Source organism: Maribacter sp. Asnod2-G09 (assembly GCF_045063795.1).
In the GTDB taxonomy this organism is placed as follows: Bacteria; Bacteroidota; Bacteroidia; order Flavobacteriales; family Flavobacteriaceae; genus Maribacter.
On sequence record NZ_JBEFOA010000005.1, the window covers coordinates 230,004 to 252,819 of the forward strand.

At 31.0% G+C, this 22,816-nt stretch carries 25 protein-coding genes; 16 read left to right on the forward strand and 9 right to left on the reverse strand.

Annotation, left to right across the window (positions count from 1 at the left end; genetic code table 11):
• The first annotated feature begins 6 nt into the window (after positions 1-6).
• From ACJJVT_RS13170 to ACJJVT_RS13205, 8 genes are all read left to right on the forward strand, one after another.
• Positions 7-1,218: a primase-helicase family protein gene (locus tag ACJJVT_RS13170; protein WP_405399298.1), complete on the forward strand. Its 1,212-nt coding sequence runs from the start codon at positions 7-9 to the stop codon at positions 1,216-1,218.
• Positions 1,219-1,412: 194 nt separating this feature from the next.
• Complete coding sequence (locus ACJJVT_RS13175) at positions 1,413-2,270, forward strand: toprim domain-containing protein (RefSeq protein ID WP_405399299.1); 858 nt, start codon at positions 1,413-1,415, stop codon at positions 2,268-2,270.
• 166 nt (positions 2,271-2,436) lie between these two features.
• The gene (locus ACJJVT_RS13180) at positions 2,437-2,889 is read left to right on the forward strand and encodes a BfmA/BtgA family mobilization protein (RefSeq protein WP_405399301.1); all 453 of its coding nucleotides are present in this window, start codon (positions 2,437-2,439) and stop codon (positions 2,887-2,889) included.
• 2 nt (positions 2,890-2,891) lie between these two features.
• Positions 2,892-3,782, forward strand: coding sequence for a DUF5712 family protein (locus ACJJVT_RS13185; protein ID WP_405399302.1), 891 nt, complete (start codon positions 2,892-2,894; stop codon positions 3,780-3,782).
• Between the two features lie 428 nt (positions 3,783-4,210).
• Complete coding sequence (locus tag ACJJVT_RS13190; RefSeq protein WP_405399303.1) at positions 4,211-5,647, forward strand: type IV secretory system conjugative DNA transfer family protein; 1,437 nt, start codon at positions 4,211-4,213, stop codon at positions 5,645-5,647.
• Between the two features lie 210 nt (positions 5,648-5,857).
• Positions 5,858-6,103 carry a hypothetical protein gene (locus tag ACJJVT_RS13195; RefSeq protein WP_405399304.1) on the forward strand — a complete coding sequence of 82 codons (246 nt, stop codon included), beginning with the start codon at positions 5,858-5,860 and terminating at the stop codon, positions 6,101-6,103.
• 44 nt (positions 6,104-6,147) lie between these two features.
• Positions 6,148-6,324 carry a hypothetical protein gene (locus tag ACJJVT_RS13200; RefSeq protein WP_405399305.1) on the forward strand — a complete coding sequence of 59 codons (177 nt, stop codon included), beginning with the start codon at positions 6,148-6,150 and terminating at the stop codon, positions 6,322-6,324.
• 48 nt (positions 6,325-6,372) lie between these two features.
• Positions 6,373-6,663, forward strand: a complete 291-nt coding sequence (locus ACJJVT_RS13205) for a hypothetical protein (RefSeq protein ID WP_405399307.1) — start codon at positions 6,373-6,375, stop codon at positions 6,661-6,663.
• A gap of 38 nt (positions 6,664-6,701) precedes the next feature.
• Here the strand turns inward: ACJJVT_RS13205 and ACJJVT_RS13210 are convergent, their stop codons facing one another.
• Entirely contained in the window at positions 6,702-7,802 is a 1,101-nt protein-coding gene (locus tag ACJJVT_RS13210) for a hypothetical protein (RefSeq protein ID WP_405399309.1), read from the reverse strand.
• Positions 7,803-8,178: 376 nt separating this feature from the next.
• Between ACJJVT_RS13210 and ACJJVT_RS13215 the strand changes: the two genes are divergently transcribed.
• From ACJJVT_RS13215 to ACJJVT_RS13235, 5 genes are all read left to right on the forward strand, one after another.
• On the forward strand, positions 8,179-8,634 hold the full coding sequence (locus tag ACJJVT_RS13215; protein ID WP_405399311.1) for a JAB domain-containing protein: 456 nt from the start codon (positions 8,179-8,181) through the stop codon (positions 8,632-8,634).
• Between the two features lie 159 nt (positions 8,635-8,793).
• Positions 8,794-9,573 (forward strand): hypothetical protein, encoded by a 780-nt coding sequence (locus ACJJVT_RS13220; protein WP_405399313.1) that lies wholly within the window; start codon positions 8,794-8,796, stop codon positions 9,571-9,573.
• 140 nt (positions 9,574-9,713) lie between these two features.
• Positions 9,714-10,877, forward strand: a complete 1,164-nt coding sequence (locus tag ACJJVT_RS13225) for a hypothetical protein (RefSeq protein ID WP_405399314.1) — start codon at positions 9,714-9,716, stop codon at positions 10,875-10,877.
• 156 nt (positions 10,878-11,033) lie between these two features.
• Positions 11,034-12,041 (forward strand): DUF262 domain-containing protein, encoded by a 1,008-nt coding sequence (locus ACJJVT_RS13230; protein WP_405399315.1) that lies wholly within the window; start codon positions 11,034-11,036, stop codon positions 12,039-12,041.
• The gene (locus tag ACJJVT_RS13235) at positions 12,041-12,649 is read left to right on the forward strand and encodes a hypothetical protein (RefSeq protein WP_405399317.1); all 609 of its coding nucleotides are present in this window, start codon (positions 12,041-12,043) and stop codon (positions 12,647-12,649) included. Before ACJJVT_RS13230 ends, ACJJVT_RS13235 begins: the two co-directional genes overlap by 1 nt.
• 321 nt (positions 12,650-12,970) lie before the next feature.
• On the opposite strand, the gene ACJJVT_RS13240 is transcribed toward ACJJVT_RS13235, so the two are convergent.
• On the reverse strand, positions 12,971-13,312 hold the full coding sequence (locus tag ACJJVT_RS13240; RefSeq protein WP_405399319.1) for a hypothetical protein: 342 nt from the start codon (positions 13,310-13,312) through the stop codon (positions 12,971-12,973).
• Between the two features lie 153 nt (positions 13,313-13,465).
• Between ACJJVT_RS13240 and ACJJVT_RS13245 the strand changes: the two genes are divergently transcribed.
• Positions 13,466-13,690 (forward strand): hypothetical protein, encoded by a 225-nt coding sequence (locus ACJJVT_RS13245; protein WP_405399320.1) that lies wholly within the window; start codon positions 13,466-13,468, stop codon positions 13,688-13,690.
• A 121-nt stretch (positions 13,691-13,811) separates the two neighbouring features.
• Here the strand turns inward: ACJJVT_RS13245 and ACJJVT_RS13250 are convergent, their stop codons facing one another.
• The 5 genes from ACJJVT_RS13250 to ACJJVT_RS13270 all read right to left on the reverse strand — a co-directional run bounded on the left by ACJJVT_RS13250 (position 13,812) and on the right by ACJJVT_RS13270 (position 17,657).
• Positions 13,812-14,048, reverse strand: coding sequence for a hypothetical protein (locus tag ACJJVT_RS13250; RefSeq protein ID WP_405399321.1), 237 nt, complete (start codon positions 14,046-14,048; stop codon positions 13,812-13,814).
• Positions 14,049-14,161: 113 nt separating this feature from the next.
• Positions 14,162-14,524: a DUF2493 domain-containing protein gene (locus ACJJVT_RS13255; protein ID WP_405399322.1), complete on the reverse strand. Its 363-nt coding sequence runs from the start codon at positions 14,522-14,524 to the stop codon at positions 14,162-14,164.
• Positions 14,525-14,531: 7 nt separating this feature from the next.
• Positions 14,532-15,137, reverse strand: coding sequence for a hypothetical protein (locus ACJJVT_RS13260; RefSeq protein WP_405399323.1), 606 nt, complete (start codon positions 15,135-15,137; stop codon positions 14,532-14,534).
• Between the two features lie 123 nt (positions 15,138-15,260).
• On the reverse strand, positions 15,261-16,394 hold the full coding sequence (locus ACJJVT_RS13265; RefSeq protein WP_405399324.1) for a hypothetical protein: 1,134 nt from the start codon (positions 16,392-16,394) through the stop codon (positions 15,261-15,263).
• A 27-nt stretch (positions 16,395-16,421) separates the two neighbouring features.
• Positions 16,422-17,657, reverse strand: coding sequence for a tyrosine-type recombinase/integrase (locus ACJJVT_RS13270; protein ID WP_405399325.1), 1,236 nt, complete (start codon positions 17,655-17,657; stop codon positions 16,422-16,424).
• Positions 17,658-17,937: 280 nt separating this feature from the next.
• Here ACJJVT_RS13270 and ACJJVT_RS13275 point away from each other — a divergent pair, with 280 nt between their 5' ends.
• Complete coding sequence (locus ACJJVT_RS13275) at positions 17,938-18,573, forward strand: vancomycin high temperature exclusion protein (RefSeq protein WP_405399326.1); 636 nt, start codon at positions 17,938-17,940, stop codon at positions 18,571-18,573.
• Between the two features lie 62 nt (positions 18,574-18,635).
• Positions 18,636-19,886 carry an NRAMP family divalent metal transporter gene (locus tag ACJJVT_RS13280; RefSeq protein ID WP_405399327.1) on the forward strand — a complete coding sequence of 417 codons (1,251 nt, stop codon included), beginning with the start codon at positions 18,636-18,638 and terminating at the stop codon, positions 19,884-19,886.
• 21 nt (positions 19,887-19,907) lie between these two features.
• On the opposite strand, the gene ACJJVT_RS13285 is transcribed toward ACJJVT_RS13280, so the two are convergent.
• Positions 19,908-21,818, reverse strand: a complete 1,911-nt coding sequence (locus ACJJVT_RS13285; protein ID WP_405399328.1) for an OmpA family protein — start codon at positions 21,816-21,818, stop codon at positions 19,908-19,910.
• 11 nt (positions 21,819-21,829) lie between these two features.
• Positions 21,830-22,810 carry a type IX secretion system membrane protein PorP/SprF gene (locus ACJJVT_RS13290; RefSeq protein ID WP_405399330.1) on the reverse strand — a complete coding sequence of 327 codons (981 nt, stop codon included), beginning with the start codon at positions 22,808-22,810 and terminating at the stop codon, positions 21,830-21,832.
• Positions 22,811-22,816 lie beyond the last annotated feature (6 nt).

Below are 22,816 nucleotides of genomic sequence, written 5' to 3' on the forward strand. Positions count from 1 at the left end.
AGTGCTATGAAAAAGAAAGCACCCTATTTAAGAATTGGAACCGTTTATCATAAACATATTGATAAACCATTAATTTCAGGTGATACCACACCCATTATGGTTCGCTGGAACAAGGACACTATAGTAGCTGATCATGGTAAAGATTATTTGTCCGTTATTCCTAAACTAGATGGATTTTGCTGCATACCCGATCATTTGAACTATCAGCAAATACTAGGTACTTTTTACAATACCTATCATGAGTTGCCACAAAAACCAAAAAAAGGTAGTGTAGAGAAATCTATAGATTTTGTAAAACACATCTTTGGAGAGCAACATGAACTAGGCTTAGATTACTTGAAGCTTATTTTTATGAAGCCCACTCAGATATTACCTATACTATGTTTGGTAAGTAAAGAGCGAGGTACCGGAAAAAGTACGTTCATTAAATGGCTTAAAGCCATATTCGGTGAGAACATGACCTATATAAAAGGGGATAGCTTCTCCAGTCAATTTAATGCCGATTGGGCTAGTAAAACCATAATAGCTGTAGATGAAGTTTTCTTTGATAAAAAAGAAATTACCGAAAGGCTTAAATACCTATCTACTACAGATAAGGATAAAGTTGAAGCTAAAGGAAAGGACAGAGAAGAAATTGAATTCTTTGGCAAATTCATTCTATGTAGTAACAATGAAGACACTTTCATTCTAATAGATAGTGATGAGATACGGTTTTGGGTTCGCAAGGTGATACCTTTTAAAACAGAGGATACCGAGTACTTAAGCAAGCTTTACAAAGAAATACCTGCCTTTCTTCAATACTTAATCGATAGACCTTTTAGTACACCTAAGACCACTCGCATGTGGTTTACACCTAAGCAGCTTAAAACAGAAGCATTACAAAAATTGGTATGGTTAAATAATAATGAAATAGAACGTGAAATGATATTCTTGTTCTACGAAATGTTTGATTCATTTGTCAAAGACCAAGTAAAGGTAACACCTAGAGAAGTTGTTTCGAATTTAGGCAAGTCACGCAAAAAGCATTTTGCCATGAATGATATTCGAAAGATTCTAAAAAAGAAATGGAACCTAACACCTTCTAACAATGCTAATTCTTATCAAGGTTTTGAATATACCAGTTATGGTGAATTTGTTCAAATAGATCGTAAAGGGAGATACTTCACCATTCAGAAAGAGTACATACTTAAAATTTATGATGAAATGATGATAGAGTGATTTTTCTTATTGAAAATCAATCAACTACATCGTCATCATTTTATCATCAAACTATCATCAATAAAATACTAATGAAGAAAAAAGGGCTTTTTGATGATTGATGAAAATTTGATGAACCAGGCAAAGCCCATTCATACCGCTAATATCAACAATTATCATCAAAACCTCAATTTTAATTTAAAACACTATTAATCATGAAAAATGAAAACAATAATAACCTAGACTGTAAAACTGCTAGAGATATATCAATTATAGAAACATTACAAAGACTTGGGTTCTATCCTAAAAAAACAAAAGAAAAGGAATGTTGGTTTCTTAGTCCGTTCAGATCTGAGAAAACGCCATCGTTTAAAGTGGACTTAAAACTTAACCGTTGGTATGATCATGGCGAAGCTGTCGGTGGAAATGTAATTGATTTAGTTATTAAAATTTCTGGTTACACCATAAAAGAAACTTTAGAATTTCTAAGCAATTCAAATAGTTTTTCTTTTCAAAAGCCGACCGTTTCCACACAAGATTTGACACCAAATTACACTATTGAAAAGGTCATTGATTTGGAAAATGATGTCTTACTATGGTATTTGATTATGAGACGTATTACTGCGAGAGTTGCATTGACCTATTGCCAAGAAATTCATTACACCATTAATGGCAAAACCTATTTTGCAATAGCTTTTAAAAACGATGTAAGCGGCTATGAAATACGAAATAAATATTTTAAAGGATGTCTAGGCAACAAGGGAGTGACACATTTTAATAATGGAAGTCAAAGGCTACTTCTGTTCGAAGGCTTTTTAGATTTCTTATCCTACAAAGAGCTTTTTACAAGAAATAAAGATGAAGATTATTTGATTTTAAATTCCATATCACAGCTAAAAAATTGCTGGACAATTTTATCTAAATATAGCCATATAGATTGCTACTTAGATAACGATGATGCAGGTAAAAGAACAACCAATCTAGTAATGGAAAAATTTTCTTTTGCCCAGGATTGCTCTTCTAAATATGAACCTTTCAAAGATGTCAATGACTACTTAGTGGAGGTTTCTTAAAAAGAAAGCAAGTCGGACAGGGGCGATACCCCTGTCTCCGACTTGCTCTGCGAGGCTAAACACCTCATATTCAGGTTTTTAATTCTATTAATTCATATAACCATTTATAGAATATCTATAAAACAACAGCTATTCAACTGATAGTAAGCACTTTAAAATATAAACCATGTCTAAAAAAAGCATCTTAGTTAATGAAAACGCCCATAAGGACCTTTCTAAATTGGTAGTTCAATTCAATTCTAATTTCGGTCAATTAGTAGGTTCTATGATTCAGTTTTTTAAGAAAACTGGTATCAATCCTAATGAACCATTAAAGGATAATCCGTCCATATTGGTTAAAAAATTAGACAATAGAATTGTCTCTTTTTTAAAGGTTCAAGAACGAGATATTTTGAAACCTATGCGAGCCGATATTTATCAATATCAAAAATCTAATAATGATCGTGTACATGCAGAAAGAGACTTTTTGAACTCCAAACTAAATGAAACAAATGAGAAGCTCGAGAATATTCTCATGGAAATCAGAAAGCAAAGACAGGTGCATTTAGAGGTAGTTCTGTTTTTAGATACTAAAAATAAAACGGGCTTGTTGAACAGAGTACAATCGATACTAAAATAGTTGTGCCAATATCTAAAACACATAGTTCCACAGGAGGGAATAATACGGGCTCTTGTTCAAGTTTAGCTAACTATTTAGAAAAAGAAAATATAGAATTGGATAAGATGTCTGATCAGGAAAAAGACCACGATAGTAAAATGAAGATTGAATCTATGAAGCAACAGTTTTTTAATCATGAAAAATCTGATGTTAGTCATACAGAAGTCATTTCAAGTATTGATAATAATAAAAAGAAATTAGGAAAAGAGGACGCTAAATTTTTTGCTCCTACAATCAGCTTTAGCGAAAAGGAACAACAGCAAATAGCAAAGATGGTATCTGGCAAAAATATCGAGAACATCAAAGATTTGAACGTTAAAGAATTCAAAGCCTATAATAAAGCTATACAAGACTATGCAAGAAAGGCTATGGACAATTATGCGAAAAATTTTAACCGTAAGGACAAGGGCTTAGAAACTGGAAAAGATCTGGTGTACTATGGCAAAGTAGAGCACATGAGAAAATATAAGGGTACAGATAAAGAAGTCCAACAAGGAAAAATTAAGTCTGGTGAATATAAAAAAGGGTTACAAAGCCATGTTCATCTTATTGTTTCAAGAAAAGATAAAACTCAAAAGCTAAAGCTTTCGCCTATGGCTAATGAACGTAATAAAACTAGAAAAATAGGAGGCAATGAATACAAAGTTGGTTTTGACCGAAAAGAATGGATTCAAGCCAATGAAAAAGCCTTTGACCAACAATTTCAATACAAGCGACAAGAAATAGAAAAATTTCAAAATCAAAATATTTTAAAAAATGGTAATCCTTCTGAAAAAGCCAAAATCATAAAAACAATCGAGAAGGATAAAGGAATCGAAAAAGCACAAAACTCACAAAACGAATTAGGAATTTAAAACACAATAACATGTCACTTTCAGAAGCAAACAAAGAAACTTCAGGCTTAGGTAAAAGCGTCTTAGGTCTAATAATGATAGGAGCAATATTTCTGCTATTTAATTTTATAAAGAACTCCTTTTTCTATATAATTAATATGGATGTAGTATATGAATTATGCAGACTAAATGAGTTTATTTCAACTCCATTCGGTAAAATCACGTCTTACCTATTATTCTCTTATATCATCAGCATATTGTTAACATTCAGGCTATTTAAGAATTGGAAAACTAAATGGTTGTACAAACTATACCTTGTACTCTGTATAGCTTCTATACCATCCACTTTAGATTTAGGCTTACTATTCAATATAAATATAACCTGGTATGTATTTTTCGCAATAACTGTAAGTATCATAAAGCTTTCGTTACTTTTTTACAGACCTAAAGTGTTTAGCTTTTTACGCTCTAAATTTATAAGAAGGAAGAAATCACAAGAATTATCAAATATCATTTTAGCAACTAAAAAAAGAAATGTAGAAATTAAAAATCCTTTTGCCGGAATTTATATTCAGGGTGGTGCCGGAAGCGGTAAGACAGAGAGTTTATTAAAACCCATGATGAAGCAATGTATCGAAAACAATTTTGCTTTTATCATCTATGATTTCAAAGGGGAACTTACTCCATTTGCAAATGAAGTTATGGAAACTCAAAATATAAATCAATTCAATACATTAAACTTTAAAGAACCCTTATTAAGTGATCGGTTCAATCCTTTAAATCCATCGCATATTAGAAATACTGCAGAAGTAGTTGAATTAACTAAAACCTTGTTTTATAATCTAAATCCTGCTTCAATTAAAAAGACGACTAATAATTACTTCTTAGACGAAGCTATCAACCTCTTTACTTCGATTGTAATTTTTCTAAAAAATAATAAACCTGATTATTGTACCATCCCTCATATTATAGCAGGACTTTCAAATAATAGCATAGATAAAGTAATCTTAAAAATAAGTACAGAATTTGAGGCATTACCTTATATATCTTCTCTTAAAAATGTAATTGAATTAAAAGCGGAGAAACAAGTAGCAGGTGTAATAGGCTCTTTACAAGGTAGCCTTGCAAAATTCACTTCAAAGGAGTTGTTCTTTATTTTATCTAAAAGCGATTTCTCGCCTGAATTAAATGACCCAGAAAAACCTAATCGATTATGTATTGTTAACGATTCAAGTCTGCCAAGCTTCTATGCGCCCCTTATATCAATGATAATAAACAATTGCTTAAAAAAGATGAATGTGGCTGATAGACATAAAAGCGCGATATTTCTTGACGAAGCACCAACTTTATTTATTCCTGAATTTGAGCAAATACCTGCAACTGCAAGGAGCAACAAAATCGCTACCGTATTTACTACACAAGATTATACACAGATTCTTGATAAATATGGTAAAGAAAAAGCACAAACAATTATTAGTAATCTAGGATCACAATTTTACGGCAGAACTACCAATGTGGAATCTATGAAACAAATATCAGAACTATTTGGAAAATATGATAAAGTGTTCAAAACTAAAAGTAAAGGAAAATCATCTGATTTTTTAACTGTAGGCGATATAAAAATAAATAATGGTCAAGCTGAAAGTATACAACAAAGGTACACTGTTACTAGTAATGAACTGCTAAAACTTAAGCCTGGTGAATTCTATTCCATAATAGGTGATAAAAAATCTCACAATCAACATATACAATTGAAAAAAGAAAAGGCTAAAAAAGAAAACTATAATGCCACGAAAATTAGAAAACTATCAAATGCAATAACCCAGTTTGATTTAGATAATAATTATATAGCAATAAACAACGTGGCAAAGACATTGTTTGATTAACATTTAACGACTTAAAGCTTAATAGTATGATATTAAATACAGCTATAGTACGCAGAGCATTGTTTTTGCTTTGGATAATTTCACCATTAGTAATAAGGCTTTCATCTGAACCAAGCATTTTTTGGCTAATTTCATATTTCATAAGTCTGCCTCTTTACTGCTATTTTCAAATAACTAAAAAATAAATATTAACACCATAAAAACAACAACATGAGTTACATAGATAAATTTGGATTTGAAGATTTTGATTACTTAGACCTACATGAAGAAGGATTTAAATGTTGGCAGACAGATTATAGATTGTTAAGAGAACGAAATGAAGAAGCAGACAAGATAGCTTGGGAAGGTGGAGAAAAGGATTTTAAAGACACTTGCATGCAGAGGGATAAAGATAAGCAAGTTCCAAGACAGCGACCTTTGTTTAGTAAAGAACAATTAGCCAATTGGAATAACTAATTTATAAACCCTAATTCCTTATTTATCACAAAAAGCTTATCAAAATGGAAGAATTAAAAAATGAAATAGATAACGTCTTAAGAAAGGAGCTTGAAGTCTTTAGAAATGAGTTTACCAAGAACTTAGATGACTACCATAAATCCATAATAAAAAAAATGAACCAACAAGCCATTATTATATTTCTTGGTTTAATCATAATAGCCATTATATCAGTTTTATAAGATATTAACTAATATCTAAAGCCAAATTAAAATGAAATTTGTATCTAAATGAAAAAGGAGATAAAAACATTCAAGAGTGATAATCACTCATCCACCTGTCTAATCTGTGAAACTACATATAGGATAGGCAAACAAATTAATCCTCAGCCAAGTTGCACTTGCGGAAATATTCCTTTTTTCGATATAACTCCTCATTACGTGCGTATTGCGATTTCTTGGCCACTGGTCGTTGTAAATAATGATAATGATTGGAAGTCGGAAATTCTCTCCGAAATTAAAGAATTTGGTAGCCCTAAAAGTTTTAGGAATATACCTGATAAATATGATTACAACCGCTAATAGATACTTTATAGTTACAAATTTAATCAGTTTTACACTTATGAATTCTTATTCTCAGATGTATCCCTTACCGATTTATATCCTCTTTCGTTAATTGAATAAATAAAGATATGAGAACCTAATTCCTGAATTTTCATAGTAATTTTTTCCCCTACTAAATTACCATCTAAGATTATGTCTAACGTAGACTCATTCAATTCCCATCTCCCATTTCTATTATTACCATTTTCATAGGTCAACTTTAAATTATCACGATGTGCATTAGAATTAGGGTAAAAAAATATTTGACCATTATTGAATTTCCATTTTCCGTATAATTGTTTTTTATTATAGTCTGTAGAATTTATTTTACGATTAACTTTCAAAGCATTGTATAAGTCCCAATTAAATTCTGGAAACTTATTTTCTCCAAAAACACTGAGATAATGATTATAGTCAAATCTAAGTTTACCCTTTTTTTCTTCAAATTGTTGTTTAGTGAGTAAACCGCTTTCATATACCTTTTCTAAATTTTTAAACTCGGTCAGGTTAGAAATTTTATCATTTACACTTTGCTCATTAATTATATTTAATTTTTCTTGATATTCTAACTCACTAAGAATACCTTTATTTTTAAGGATTTCTAAACTTCGCTTTTGTTCTTGAATTGTTAGTTTACTGACATTTTTTTTACTACTACTACTACTACTACTACTACTACTACTACTACTACTACTACTACTACTACTACCACTAAATATTCGACTATTATTAACCCTTGACTCATTAATTAATTGAAAATAAAATTTTGGGTCATGATTTTTTATCAAACCTTTAGATAAATTCATCAAGTAAAATCCTAAAATTATAAAGACAAAAAATAAATGACCATTCTCACCTCTGGATATCACTAACCCGATTAGACTAATTATTCCAAGAATTAAACAAATTACAGCCCATATTTTATATGATTTATTAGGTTTGGATGGTTCATTTTTAGCTGATGGACTAACAGCTATCGCTATTAGACCAGGTATAAAACCTGCACACAACAAGGCAAAAGCCCACCATCTTCCAATATGCTTACCTCTACCAAACAACTCAGCTATTACAAAAAATAATACAAAGCCGATTAAAATAATTCCAATTGTTGAATCCATGAATTTATGTTTCTGTTCCGATAAATATGGCGCTATCATAAATTGTATGTAGATAATTAACATTAATTCAATTAATGTTGATAATCATCATTTCTACTTTTTATTATTGAGCTTATAACTAAACTCATTTTAGATCTATCTATTGTTTGGATTTGAGTAAAATCTAAGTCCTCTTAAGCTTTATTAACAATTAATATTAAAAAAGAATATCATAACAACATCTACACAAAGTTAAGCACGCAAAATATTCCCATCGAAAGACTACAGCATAAACCAGGCTCATGTTTCGCTCTTATTTATTCCGTTTCCTTTAGAGCTGAAATTTTACTACCACTTGTGATTGCGCAAATATTGTTCAATCTAAAAATCATTTAAAATGAAAAAAGTGACCATTTACAAGAATTTGGTAGGCGAGTTAACCATAAACTACAAACGAACTAAAAAACGAGCACAGAAAATCTCTAGTTCAGAAGACGCAGCGGATTTTATTAGACCTTACTTTGACAATGTAATGGACGATCATGAAGTTGTCAAAGTAATTCATGTAAACCATGAAAATAGAGTAATTAATATTCATCATGCAAGTTCTGGTACAGACACGGCTAGTTTAGTGCCCGTAAAAGCTATAATAAGAGATGCTATCATGTTACCTACTACAGGCATAATACTGGTTCATAATCACCCTAGTGGTCAAACAAGATTCTCAGAGGCAGATATTGCCGTGAGTAAAAAACTAGAAATAGCCTGTAATTACTTCGAAATAAGATTTGTGGATAGCATAGTAATCACCCGAGAAAAGCATAGTTCAATGAAAGATGAAAGGGTCATATGACCCTTTTTTTGTTCCTGAATATATCTATAAAATTTATTTCTCTTTAGCTAAAATATTGTTAACGCGTTCCCTAACCTACTTACAGAATATTATAAAATGACATTTTAATCTGCATCAATTTAGAATTCAACATAAAAAATGTGTTATATATATCTTATCTTGGAAGGATATGTAAAACATATTGTTAAAGTGCATTTAAAAAAAGGCATTTGCTCAAAAAAAAGTTTAATGGATGACAAAATAAATATTGACTTAAGGTCGAAAATTTTACAAAATGCTCTTTTTATTGAAGATGGCATAAACGGACTTCTGATTGGATATTTGGCGATTTTTGATAAAGAAAAAACAAAGAATTTTGGAAATAAAGCTGGAATTCCATTTAAAAGCAAAATTGACTTACTTTTTGATATAAATGTCTTAAACAAAGAGGAACATTTCAATTTAGAATTACAAATGATTTTTCGAAATAAGTTTCTTCACGACTTAAATTTCAATTCGTTTAGATATGCAATAGAAAATCTCGACAACGGAATTATCAACAAACTAAATAAATTTATCGAAGACGAAGACGGAGAGGACATGGACATTGAAGAAAAATATTGGAAGGCATATTATAATCTATACGGAGCGAACGCCAAAATGATTTTGAAAAAATTTCAGGTTAGAGACGACAAGATTACTGAAAGAAAAGATTTTATAGTTGGTTTAACCAGCTCATTTGAAACTGCCATAGACTTATCTTTTGGACTTGTTAGTGATATTAATCAAATATTAGAAGACTCTGACCTTAAACACCCTAAAATTCTTGAATTATCAAATAAAATATTAAGCAAGTGTAAATTATTTACTGAAAAAATGATGACTGAGCCAGAAATGATTTATAATCGGCAATTAATACAAAATACAAAGATTAGCACACTAGAAGACTTGCTGAAATAAAAACGCACCATTACTACTTATATAAAACATAAATATTACATACTTTCCGAGAGGTTTGTGTGTATTATTCGAAAGGTAAGCGTCATTTTACAGGATACGTTTCATAAACAAGCACGTTAGGCACAACACCAAAAAAAAATATGGATTTAGAAGCGAAACTCAGGAAAATTCACAAAGATATAATTGCTACAATTTCAGTTGATGGACTCTTCGTTAACCACCCAGATTTTGATTTTGAAATTGAATTTGACAGAAAAGATGAAACAGATGATGAACTTGTTGAAATAGTAACTAATTTTTTCAGTTATGAATATCAAGAAGGGCAATACATAAGAAAAATAGATTATCAAGAAATAGTCATTGACATAACTACATATTCACCTATTTGGTATGATGAGAATTTTGAAATACCAACCCAAGGAAACATAGAAAATAAGATTCATTACCAAATTGGAGAAATATCTAAAGATTTCGAAATTTTTTTAAAGAATAATATACTTTGGGAGGGTTTTGATGCACATTATTTTAGAAGTTTAAAAATCTATTCTGTGAATACTCAATTGAAATTATCCGAAAAAAAAGATTTAGACAAAGCTTATATGGAAATCTTAAATTCAATTTTTTTCGATTTACACTACAAAAATAACTTAAAACTATCGACCATCGATTTAAGCGATTTGGAAAAATACGACTTTGATAATCACGAAGAACCAGAAATTGAAGATGTAGAGGATACTTCAGTAGTTTATGGAAAATATGATACTGACTTAGTTTCATATTACAACAGAGCCGTTAATATGAGCGATAGTGAATTTAAATATTTGGCATATTTTCAAGTTTTGGAATGTATTTTTGATGAAGTCTATAAATATGAAACAATTGAGGACGTAAAAGGAATTCTTCAATCTAATTGGTTTTCGAATAGAAAGAATGAAGATATAGGTGCAATAATTGATATAGTTGACAGATATAACAAGGATAAAAATGACAGAAACAAAACCAAACTTGTACTTGATAAATTTTTCAAAGGAGAGCTTCACGATGAGGCATATTTTTTAGTAAATAAAGAAATATCTGAATTGCTTTTTGAAATGAAACTATTTCAAAAGGAAAGTGAATTAAAAGATTGCCAAAAATTAGCAAATATAATTTATGACTTTAGATGTGAATGTACTCACTCTAATCGTTCATATCCAATAAAAAACACGACAGTAATTTCAAATGATAATTTAAGTCAGTATTTATTATTAATCAGAAAAGTCTCTGAAAGAATAATATTAAATTATGGAAAGTCAAGTACTTAATAAATTAATTGCGAGTTCTAGCCTTCTTACGAGTACGAGGACTTTATAGAGGACTTTATACCTGTGATACATCAGCTAACTTTAGTGCATAAAGAACGCAACTAATCTTATACAATTTCGTTAGCATTAATGAAGTAAAATATTATATTTAATAGCATGGAAAGAGTAGATTATCAATCATTAATTATCCAAGATCTGATTAATCTTGAGAAAAAGGACGAACTCAATTTAAATCCTTGGTATCAAAGACGGTCTGTATGGAATGACGGTCAAAAATCTTATTTAATAAATACTCTTTTTGAAAGAAAACCTATTCCTGCGATTTACATTAGACATTCGCTCGACTTAGAAAAAGGTAAGAGCCTTAAGGAGGTTGTTGATGGTCAACAACGTTCAAGAGCAATTTTGTCCTTCTGCAATGATGAGTTCAGTGCTATTTTACCAGAAACTCAAAAGAGAGTTAAATATAGCAATTTGACCTCTTTACAGAAACAAAGCTTTTTACTAACTCCGATTCCAGTCGGATATTTACAGGGAGCTACAGATGCAGATGTGATTGATATTTTCGCTAGGATAAATTCCGTGGCTAAAACACTAAACGCTCAAGAAAAGAGAAATGCCAATTTTAGCGGTTATTTCAAGCAATTAAGTGTTACCGAATCTGTCAAAAGACTTGAGTTTTGGAGAAATTATAAGATTTTCACTTCAAATGACATCGCGCGTATGAGCGAGGTGCAATTCATGTCAGATATAATAATTGACTATCTTGATGGTTTGACAGCCTATAGCGCCAGCAAATTAAATAAATATTACAAAAAGTATGATGTGGAGTTTGATAATTCAAGTGAAATATCAGAAAGACTGGATAAAGTGTTTAATTTATTAATTAAAATCGAACCTAATTCTATCAAAGAAACAATATTTAGAAGACCTCCATTATTCTTTTCACTTATGATTGCTCTTGACTTTTTAGGAACCAATAAAATCGATTCTAAGAAATTAGAAAATGGTCTATTTAAAATAGATGATATTTTCAATAGTGATACACCTGTAAGTGAACGTAATAAGAGAGATATTGAGTTTTATAATGCTTCATCTTCGACAACACAAGGTTCTACTCAACGGCAAACCCGACACGATTATATTGTCTCTTATATCTCGTAATGGCGTCACCAAGTATACGTGTAACATACGACAGAGCTATTAATGACATAAGGATTCTAGAAAATTATAGAAGGGATTCACTTTCACTAGAGCCTAAATTTCAACATTTTGTTGCCGAAGTAGTTCTACTAAGACTTTTTTCAATAATCGAAATTTCTTTAAAGGAAACAGCAATGAAATTAGCTTGCCAAGCATCCTATAGAAATGGTACTTCTCCCACTTTGTTTATAAATTGTAAGAGTACAATTGATGCGGAAAATCAATTTATGAATTTCAATAGAGCAAAACCTACGCGACTTTCTTGGACAAATGCCAAGTACATTAAAGACAGTATCAAAAAAGTCATTCCTCACACCGAACCATATAGAACGAATTTGATTATCCATAGTGCAACATTTGAAGAAATGAGAAAGGTAAGAAATCACGTTGCTCACCGCGCTCGTTCAACTTATACAAATTATAAACTTGTAGTAAACACCACTTTTGGTGCTAATCTTAATATCCAACCAGGTCCTTTTTTAACATCAATCAAAAGAATTCCAGTTGCGAAAATTGATTATTATATTGGTGCGGCAAAAATCATTTTAAACGATGTAACAAATGGATAAAGAACTATTAAGATTAGCGATATTGCATTTGAAAGGACTAAATAAATGATAGAATCTCAAGAAACAAACGTAAATCTTAATAAAAATATTGAGATATTTTCAAATTTGGATTTTATATCAAAAGACGAATTGAATTATATATAAAGTATCGTTTCTGGAAAGAAAATATAAAACTGCAATATAACAACTGTATAATTAATAACTGGTTCTTAACTACTTACGAAAGCCCTATCGGGTTTTCTATAAAATAGTCATTGATTAAATCAAGCACTTAAACATGTTAAAAATTTATATAAAGGATTATTTATATGAAAACTAAAGTTAATTAATTTTTCTTTTAAAATCTCCATTAAGATTGGTTAACCAAGATGTTTCTTTATACTTTTCTAACCTTCTTAATTCTAACTCTCTACTTTCAGTCATTTTCACTTCTAAAATTAAGCTATATCTGATTTCATTTCCGTAAGTGCTTTTTTTAATAAAATTTTGCCGAATTAATAAATTCACAATATCTCTTACTGGATTCTTATTTTTTGTCGAAAGGTGATGTAAAAGCTTATAAAGTTGAGTTTTGGAATAAAGTGTGTCGTAAGCAAGAGCTTTCTTTGCATTTTTTATAAGTAACTTCTCCCCTTGTTCTGAAGTGCCCAAAACTCTTTTCATTTTCCTTTTTTTCATCATCAGATAATTGAAGTTCTTAAAATAGTAAGAAAAACCATATAACTAAATAAATAAAATATTATAAATCAAATAGGTTGAAAGATTCCTTCCAACTATTATAAACTGTATTTTTATACTATGGGTCTTTATGAATATATGATGCTAACGGATGAGAAACAATGGACCGATCTTTGGGAAAATGGTACATTCTTAACTCATCATATCGAACTTAAAGAAAAGTTCTCCTTGTACGCTCTATATGATTTTTTTATTGAAGTTGAACTAGACTTCAAAACCAACAAAATAATTGGAAAGGGGCACTTTAAAGCTGGGGAAACACTTGATAGATATGCAGGTAATATTGATATTAATAATATTTAAAATTATCATAGACAATTACTATAAAAGAAGAAATATTATAAGGAATTAACACCACAAAATGCGAATTATTGATTTTATGCAATATTTAAGCTCGATACAGAAATTATAGACGGTGATAAATTTATTTTTTATATTTTAATAAATTATAGTTTCCTGTAATACTAACCAAGGTTTTAATTATTGACTCATCGGTTCCGGGAACCACCAGTTCACATCTACCACAAAGAGCAAAATCTGGATGCACTTCATCAATACCATAACAAGTGCAATAATTAATGTCCAAACTTGCCACATCATCAAATAGTTTTAAATCTTCTTTAGAAAATTTACTTCTATCGCCCTTAAACTTTTCGTTCATAACAGTAATTTATTTGGTAGTTAGTTTTAATGCAACTATAATTATTAACCAATTTTTCAAAAGATTGAACAAATAGTTTCTCAAACAAGCTTATTCAAGTAAATTTTTTTTATTTAATCTATTGAAATAATTTCAACAACTAAATCGTTCTTCCTAGCTAGATTGATCATTGATTTGGTTCCTTTACTTTTTCCATCCCAAAAAGAAAGAAGATGTGTGGCATATTTAGCCATTTGAGCATTTCTTTTAGGACCTGCAGACCTTCCATATTTAGCCCAATCAGCAGGAAAAATTACAAATTCAATATTTTGCTCTTTTGCAAACCGCTCACCTAAAGCATCAACACCCTTAGCTCCCCCAGACACAATCTCAATATCCGTTTTGTCAAACTTAGAAATAAAATTTAATACTGAATTTTCTAAAAAATCATAGTCATTAAAATTTCTTCCACCTGCAATTATAATTTTTTTATCCATTTGTAATTTATCCTTTTCGTAATTTTAATTTGATTGTTTTTTTAACCACGCTCGGCTGTCTTCTCAATAGCTCAGCAACTTTATCGATATTCTTGAATTTTATGAAAGCTCTTATCATAATATCGAATTCTCTTTCTGTCCACTTTTCATAAGCTCTAGGGTAAGTTTTCCTTATTTCTATCGCCCGTGGTGGTAAGATAGACTCTTCAATTTTAGGTAATTTATCTATCTGAGATTTTGACTTTAAAATTAATTCGTCTATCTCTGCTTCTGTTATTTCTGGAACAATTGGGCTATCAGCGTTTATAGACTTGATATTCGATTTCACCTTACTATTAGGTATACTGTAAAATCGCCACTCATAAAATTTCGATTTGTTTTTACTTCCCTGACATTGAGGAATAAGATTCAACATCCCTCTTTTATGAAGGCGTATTAAGTATTTTCTAAAATGAGCGCCATTATGCCTATCCTTTTGAATTAGTCCTTTTCTAGCTAGTAAAGGATAAACATCAGTACTTCTAATACCATGCAAGCCAGTTTGCTCTAAATATTCTTGAATAGCTCTGCTAATTCTTCTAGCTTTTTGAAATTCTTCGTGACTAATTATCATAACATTTGTATTAGTTGGAATATCTAAAATAATCAGTTAAGAAGAATCCTACAACTCGTTACGTTATAATTCCCATCCAAAGCCGGGAACTGCTCAATATTTTAAAAATGGAATTAAAATGACTCAATTCTTTATATATTTCAAAAAATCTTCTTTGGATGAGAAACCAATTTCCCTAACTAAATCATTTACACTTAACTCCATCCATTCAGAAATATATTTTCTTAAATCATCACTAAGCCAAACTCTAGTATTTTTCTTTTGTTTTTTAAGAGCATTTATTAATACTCGTTTTATAAACGAAGCACCTTCAGGTTGAATGAAGTTTAGCGCTGTAAGAAGTAGAATAGTTTTACAAATAACTATCGTATCTTCTTTACTATTCAGAAATAAAACTTCTTTAGTTATATCTTTTTGAAATGAGTATTTTTTAAAATTGTAATTAAAACTATGTGCAACGAAATTTCGAATTAAGATTGTTTCTTCTCTTTTAAGAATTTGGCTAAATAGTTTGACCAAAACCTCAGGATGCAAACCAATTAAAACTAATTTTTCTTCATACTCTTCATTTTGGTTGAATGTATAAGAAATCTTATTAAGTGGTGTTTCAGCAAGTTCCTTTAAAAATGAAGTAAGATTGTTTAAATCAATAACACTTCGCTCCGGAAAAACTATATCATCAACAATCGTAGCTCTATTGTCTTCAAAACCTGCATCCCATACATATTGAGATTTTAATCTGTACTTGATTTCAGAGATAGCAGCTTCATACTTTTTAAGTAAATATTTTCTATCCTCTACTTCGCTTATTGCAAGCTCATGAATGTAAGCAGACTCAAGATTAGATTCATCATAGAAAAATGGAGATAACAACAAAAACTCAGGATTACCTGACAAATAATAATTTTTAGAATGGTTTCTGTTATATAAATAAGATAATTCAAAGCTAAACTTCTGCTTGAAAATATGCGTCAACAATTTAATCTCTGATAGTATAAATAATTTAATTTTTGTATCACCATAAGATTGTAAAAATGTAGACCATACAGCATGTTCACGAATAGCTATTACATCTAATTCAACTTCCTCCCATTTATCATCTAAATCAAAATATTCCCACTCCATAATAGGATTCACGATATCCAACTTTCTGAAATATTCAAGATATAATTCATTAACCAAATAGAAAAATCGGTCTACCAATCCCATTTTGGTTAATTCATTTTTTATTAAATCAATTTTTGAATTGGTTTCCATTTATAGTTATTGCTAAATATTCTTTAGTTACTTCTTATCCCAAGTACTATCCATTTCACTTCGCTTTAAATTTTCGCTAATATTTACATAACGTCTAAAGCTTTGTTCTTTTTTATGCCCGGTAATAGACTTAAGCACTGGTATTTTCATCCCTAAAATCAAACTATTAGTTACAAATGTTTTTCTTGCCGTATGGCTCGTTATTAATTTCCACTTAGGTTGTGTGTGTTCTATTTTTCTACTACCTACAAATCTTGTGGTAGTAGTTTGCGTATTAATCTCAACTTTTTCACAAACCTTTTTTATCTTCTTATTGAATTTCTGAGAACTAATAACCGGTAACGGTTCATTGAGCGTACCCTTATATTTATCTAGAATAGCTTTTGCGAAACTGTTTAATGGTATTGTATGATCAACTGTTTTGGTCTTTTGAATATTAAATTTAATCTCATTTTCGTAAACGTTAGAAGTTTTTAAATTTCTAATATCCGAAAACCTAAGTCCGGTAAAACATGCGAAGCAATACATATCACGAGTTCGACTAAATGAATCAGAATCAAATTTAAAATTGTAAAGCGACATCAATTCTTCATAAGTAAGATATATAACCTCAATTTCTTCTTCAGGAGCTTTAAATTTTAAGAATGAAATATTACTGTGATAATCTCTCTCTAAAGCCCATTTCATGAAAGTCTTCAAAGTAGTAACCAATCTAGCGAAGTAATTATTCTTTGTATTTTTTACTGTAAAACAATATTCTTGCAACTTTTCAAAAAACTCATTGGTAATAGTTTCAAATCGTAACGTATAACCTGTATAAGCTTCAAATTCTTCATAGAAATTTTTGGCTGTGGTATAAGATTTTACAGTTCTTTCTGCTTTTGTAAGCTTGCCCAAATCTATAAATTCATCAAATGAAGAAATAAACGAGTGTGTTAATTCAATTTTTGTTTCAGAATTAAGCTTTTCTAAAATGAACGCTTTGTCTGGTACTATTTCATTTAAAAGAATATATCTATTCAATGTTTTTAACTTACTATCTAAGTCATCTATAATTTTATTATACTCAATATGATTATTATAAGGCTCATTTGCCTTTGGGCTCTTTACCCGTTCTTTTTTCTTATCCCATGAGGCTATAGATGATTTAACATTCTTTACAGCTTTGAAGATTTTAAAACCATTTGAAGCCACCACCATGCGAATAGGTGCCAAACCTCCTTTTCCAATTTTGTCTTTCCTTAAATGAAATGTAACTTGCATTAATCTTGTATTAGATTAAAACTGATTAAATAGGGCTACAAAAGGGGCAACCAAACCATATTTAAATCGGTTAAAATAAATTTTAACCCAATTTAGTAATAATATATACAGTAGTACCTAAGAGTTTAAAAAGATTTAAGGACGTTTAAAAACAAGGGTACTCCCGCCTCGAGTACTAAAACCCTTGTTAATCTTTAGATTTTCAAGGGTTTTTTATTTTATATACTTTTCAAATTGAAGTCTTCAGTTATTCATTAACTTTAGTTATCATTACAAATGCATGCTGAAAAAAATACTAAAAATATCAGGGTTATTACTATTAGCGTTAATTCTAATCATATTTGCCTGTAATAGTATTATTTCAAGTACCGCAGAAGACAAAACGTATTCAGACGTAACATTAGTACCTGCTAATAGAGTCGGTCTCGTTTTAGGTACCTCCAATCGATTAACCAACGGTTCTCCTAATCCCTATTACACTTATCGTATAAACGCAACCAAAGCCCTCTACAATGCGGGTAAGATTAAATTTATACTAGTTAGCGGAGACAATGGCAGCATCTATTACAATGAACCAGACACCTTCAAGAAAGACTTAGTAAAAGCCGGTATACCAGAAGAGGTTATTTTCTTAGACTATGCAGGGTTTCGAACTTTAGATTCTATGTTCAGGGCAAAGTTTATTTTTGGCTTAGATGACGTAACGGTTATCTCTCAAAAATTCCATAACGAAAGAGCAATTTATATTGCAAAGCAAAAAGGCTTGAATGCCATTGGTTTCAATGCTAAAGATGTTTCTGCAAGTCAAGGGCTAAAAGTTCATGTAAGAGAATATTTAGCTCGGGTAAAAGTATTTATTGATATGATACTAAACACCCAACCAAAATTCTACGGCGCCGCTATTGAGATTAAATAAGTCGCAAAATTCAGTACAATAAAATACACTACATTTAAGAGCACCGACCAAAACCAATTAGAATGCTCAATTTAAAAACAATACTTAAAAACTTAGGACCCGGACTTCTGTTTGCAAGTATGGCCATAGGCACCTCTCATCTTGTTTTATCGACCAAAGCTGGGGCACAATATGGCTGGCTGATGATTATTCCTATAATTTTAGCTAACATTTTAAAATACCCTTTCTTCGAATTCGGAGTGCGATATACAAATGTCACCAATAAAACCTTAATAGAGGGCTATTTAAATCGTGGTAAAGGATATTTATGGTTTTATGCTATAATTAGCTTCATTACCACTTTCACTATACTAGCAGCTCTATATACCGTTACAGCCGGTCTATTCATTAATTTATTTGGCATCGGGCATAGTTCTATCGCAATGGTAGCACTAAGTTTATTTTTAATTATAAGCGCATTACTCATTTTCGGAAAATACAAGTTTTTAGAAATCAGTTTAAAATTCGTTGTTAGTATATTATTTCTTGCATTATTAGTGACTACAATTTTAGTTCTAGTAAAAGGACCAGTATGCCATGTACCAGACTTTAAACCCTTACCCATTTTTAACGAAGTTGGAATTCTATTTTTAATAGGATTAATCGGATGGATGCCTACCAGCGTAGAAGCTTCTAGCTGGATCAGCTTATGGAGTATTGAAAAATGGAAAACTCAAGACAAGCCAAGCTTAAAAGAATCTTTACAAGAGTTTAATATTGGCTATGCCATTACAGCCATATTAGCTGTCTTTTTTATGATAATAGGATGGTATACGTTATACGGAACAAACATCCAACTCAGCAACAATGCGGTAAGTTTCGCTGACCAGGTAGTTCAATTATTTACACAACATATTGGCTCATGGGCATATCTGTTTATAGCAATTTCTGCATTTGCCACAATGTTCAGTACTTGTATGACCGCACATGATGCTTTAGCAAGAGTCAGTTTAGATATCATTTCGCTGTTAAAACCAAAAACGACATGGTATAGTACAAAAACAGCATACGCAGTAAGCGTATTCGCTTTAACTCTAATTAATTTTGTAGTTATAGCAGCGTTTAGTGCAAATATGGGAAATTTAGTTGCCTTGGCTACATTCGTCTCTTTCGTAGTCGCGCCGATTGTAGGCTATATGAATTTAAAAAATGTAACCAGCGATGACCTAGACCCAAAATTTCGACCAGGAAAGAAATTAAAACTACTCACCTATGCCGGAATTTTATTCTTGTCTGGTTTCGCCCTCTATTATTTCTATATCATTATTTTTTAATACTATAGAAATAGGCATCAATTACTCAACGACAAATAAAGTACGTTCGTTTTGTTTATGAAGAAAATCTAAACAATAAGCACCATTTACGCAATTGTTTACAATGTTTTCTTCACCATAACCAGTTGCCTCAATAATGTTGTTTGAATTTAAACCATTACTTAAAAGATAGTTTTTAATTACATCAGCTCGCAGTTGCGATAACCTTTTATTAGACGAAGTACTACCCCGGGTATCTGTATACGATTGTATCCTTAATCTCATTTGCGGAAAACGAACAACGGCATCTACAACTTTCTTAAGCTCCTCTTCTACTTGCGCGTTTAAAACTGATTTTCCTTTATCGAAATAAAATTTATTCAGTTTTAACACCGTTTTGTCTTCTCGTTGTGTTACCAAATCTTCCATTCTTGCAAGACCCATGTTATAAGCCGTGTTTTGAATTTCTTCCATTCCTTCTTCCGAGTATGTAGTAGAAAAAATAGAATAGCCATCACTCATTGCCTGTATGGTTACTTGAGACATCCATGGCACTTCAACTCTAAAGCTACCGTCATCACCTGCAATAACCTCTTTTAAAACATCTCCTTGCTGGTTCAACAATCTTACCTGAGCACCTTTCAAACCTACTTTATTTCTAAGGTTTACCACTTTACCGCCCAATGCAAAAGTTTTTAATCCTGGTGCATTTTTAAGTCCAAAACCGTATAAGTCATCTCCGCCTTTACCACCAGCTCTATTAGAAGCAAAAAATCCTGATAATCCTGTGTTTTCAACATTATGAATAATAAATCCGAAATCATCTGCTGTCGAATTAATTCCGTCACCAAGGTTTACCGGTATGGTATACGAATCATTAGGCAACATATTAGATTTGTAAATATCCATCCCTCCAAGACCATAAAAAATATCCGAAGAAAAATATAAACTACCATCAAAAACATAAGGAGCAATCTCGTTACCCGGCGAATTTATTCTAGGTCCTAAATTAATAGGTGCAGACATTATCTGTCCGTTATTCGTGTATACATAATACAAATCGGTACCACCATAACTATCGTCAAAATTTGCTGCAAAATATAAACGTTCTGTAGCATCATCAAAGTAAGGGTAATAAAAAGAAGTACTTAAATCTTTTAATATAAATCTAAACCTGTCATTTTTAGTAAGCGTACCTATTGCCAATGCATTTTTACCATTCTCATTATACCTAAGTTCACCATCTTCTTCATTAGATAGGATATAAAAAAACGTTTCAAGTTTTTCAGAATAATATGGTGTAGATTTATGAAAGTCGGTTGCAGGAATTTCTTTAAAAGTTTCTACATCAACTAAATTATTATCAGAACTTAATCTTGCAAAGTAGATATCTAAATATGACTCACCTGTTGGCTCATAAACATTTTTGGTATTTCGACCTCTACTACTACTAAAAATTACACCGTTCTTATAAAAAGCCGGCGAGAAATCGCCTTGCGCACTATTCACGCCCAAATCACGTATAACACTGTTATCCGTATTTGAGGGAATTTCCAATAAACTATAATTAAACTCCGCATTTTCTAAAAGTTCAGGAGATAATTTGTCAGCTTTTGACTTCAAGAACATTTTCACCCTTTCTCTCTCGGAGTTTTTAGAAAGGCTCTGCAACATTTTATTAAACCTGTTAACAGACATTATCGTATCGTTCTTATTGACCTCTAAATAAAGTTCAGAAGCACTATCATAACTACCTGTACTAAAATAAGAATCTGCAAGGTTCAATAACTGATAATTGGTCAATGAATCTTTTTGCATTTCGCTCTTATACGCTGCAATCGCTTTTTCATATTGATAGCCATAGAAAAGGTTATCGGCTTTTGATTTTTTGTCTTGGCCCGCACCTAAAAATGGTACAAAAGCTAGTAATACTATGATTAATTTAAATCTCATTTTCGTTCACTTTAAAAGAATCTAGGCGAATCTACTTGTTTCGGTTTACCTTTTGCATTCTTATCACTACTACCTTTAGATTTCGAAGGTCCTTTTCTACCTAAATAGAATTTAAGTATAATCTCATGAGACCCATTATTGAATTCGCCAAGTAAGTTTGTGTTATAATCATATGAATACCCCGCAAACAAGGTATTGGAAATCTGAAAACCTGCTAAACCGCTAAATGCATTATCTATACGATATGATACACCCGCTGTAACCACATCAGAAATCAAGAAATTACTTGAAAGGTTGACATTTACCGGTGAACCAGCAATAGTATTCACCAAAAAGGCTGGTTTAAATTTTAAATTATCTGAAAGTTCAAAAACGTAACCACCAATAAAGTTAAATTGAATCTTATCTTCTACTACAGATGCTATCTCGTCATTATAGATACCCTCGGTCAGAAAATTAGGAACAGAAGCACCTACATACCAATCTTCTGAATATAAGAATGCACCGGCACCTACCGTTGGGTAAAATTTAGAAAGCATTTCATCACTAAGATTTTCACCTGGGTTTTCAAAAGTTCCTTTAGAGAAATCAACATTTAAAAACGAACCACCGGCATCAATACCGAACGACAATTTTGTCTCATCGGTTACCATTATTTGATAAGAATAAGAAATATCGGCATAGGTCTGTGTTGCCGGACCCAATTCATCATTTACGATATTAATACCTAAACCCACTTTTTCATTTTTAAACGGCAAGTTTGCACCAAAACGAAACGTTCTAGGTGCACCAGGTATATCGATCCACTGCGCTCTATACAATCCAGAAAATTCAGGATTTTCTACCGTACCAACATAGGCCGGGTTAAAACTACCAATATTATACATGTACTGTGTGTACTGCGGTTCTTTCTGTGAAAATGCATTAAAGCTTAACAGAGAAAATAGTACTAAAGCAATAGCATAACTCGATTTATAAAAGTTATAATCCATAATTTA

Excerpts from the sequence above, each read along its gene's own strand:
- ACJJVT_RS13170 (WP_405399298.1), top strand. The coding sequence starts at position 7 with ATGAAAAAGAAAGCACCCTATTTAAGAATTGGAACCGTTTATCATAAA.
- ACJJVT_RS13175 (WP_405399299.1), top strand. The coding sequence starts at position 1,413 with ATGAAAAATGAAAACAATAATAACCTAGACTGTAAAACTGCTAGAGAT.
- ACJJVT_RS13180 (WP_405399301.1), top strand. The coding sequence starts at position 2,437 with ATGTCTAAAAAAAGCATCTTAGTTAATGAAAACGCCCATAAGGACCTT.
- ACJJVT_RS13195 (WP_405399304.1), top strand. The coding sequence starts at position 5,858 with ATGAGTTACATAGATAAATTTGGATTTGAAGATTTTGATTACTTAGAC.
- ACJJVT_RS13200 (WP_405399305.1), top strand. The coding sequence starts at position 6,148 with ATGGAAGAATTAAAAAATGAAATAGATAACGTCTTAAGAAAGGAGCTT.
- ACJJVT_RS13205 (WP_405399307.1), top strand. The coding sequence starts at position 6,373 with ATGAAAAAGGAGATAAAAACATTCAAGAGTGATAATCACTCATCCACC.
- ACJJVT_RS13210 (WP_405399309.1), bottom strand. The coding sequence starts at position 7,802 with ATGGATTCAACAATTGGAATTATTTTAATCGGCTTTGTATTATTTTTT.
- ACJJVT_RS13215 (WP_405399311.1), top strand. The coding sequence starts at position 8,179 with ATGAAAAAAGTGACCATTTACAAGAATTTGGTAGGCGAGTTAACCATA.
- ACJJVT_RS13225 (WP_405399314.1), top strand. The coding sequence starts at position 9,714 with ATGGATTTAGAAGCGAAACTCAGGAAAATTCACAAAGATATAATTGCT.
- ACJJVT_RS13230 (WP_405399315.1), top strand. The coding sequence starts at position 11,034 with ATGGAAAGAGTAGATTATCAATCATTAATTATCCAAGATCTGATTAAT.
- ACJJVT_RS13235 (WP_405399317.1), top strand. The coding sequence starts at position 12,041 with ATGGCGTCACCAAGTATACGTGTAACATACGACAGAGCTATTAATGAC.
- ACJJVT_RS13240 (WP_405399319.1), bottom strand. The coding sequence starts at position 13,312 with ATGAAAAGAGTTTTGGGCACTTCAGAACAAGGGGAGAAGTTACTTATA.
- ACJJVT_RS13245 (WP_405399320.1), top strand. The coding sequence starts at position 13,466 with ATGATGCTAACGGATGAGAAACAATGGACCGATCTTTGGGAAAATGGT.
- ACJJVT_RS13250 (WP_405399321.1), bottom strand. The coding sequence starts at position 14,048 with ATGAACGAAAAGTTTAAGGGCGATAGAAGTAAATTTTCTAAAGAAGAT.
- ACJJVT_RS13255 (WP_405399322.1), bottom strand. The coding sequence starts at position 14,524 with ATGGATAAAAAAATTATAATTGCAGGTGGAAGAAATTTTAATGACTAT.
- ACJJVT_RS13260 (WP_405399323.1), bottom strand. The coding sequence starts at position 15,137 with ATGATAATTAGTCACGAAGAATTTCAAAAAGCTAGAAGAATTAGCAGA.
- ACJJVT_RS13265 (WP_405399324.1), bottom strand. The coding sequence starts at position 16,394 with ATGGAAACCAATTCAAAAATTGATTTAATAAAAAATGAATTAACCAAA.
- ACJJVT_RS13270 (WP_405399325.1), bottom strand. The coding sequence starts at position 17,657 with ATGCAAGTTACATTTCATTTAAGGAAAGACAAAATTGGAAAAGGAGGT.
- ACJJVT_RS13275 (WP_405399326.1), top strand. The coding sequence starts at position 17,938 with ATGCTGAAAAAAATACTAAAAATATCAGGGTTATTACTATTAGCGTTA.
- ACJJVT_RS13280 (WP_405399327.1), top strand. The coding sequence starts at position 18,636 with ATGCTCAATTTAAAAACAATACTTAAAAACTTAGGACCCGGACTTCTG.
- ACJJVT_RS13285 (WP_405399328.1), bottom strand. The coding sequence starts at position 21,818 with ATGAGATTTAAATTAATCATAGTATTACTAGCTTTTGTACCATTTTTA.
- ACJJVT_RS13290 (WP_405399330.1), bottom strand. The coding sequence starts at position 22,810 with ATGGATTATAACTTTTATAAATCGAGTTATGCTATTGCTTTAGTACTA.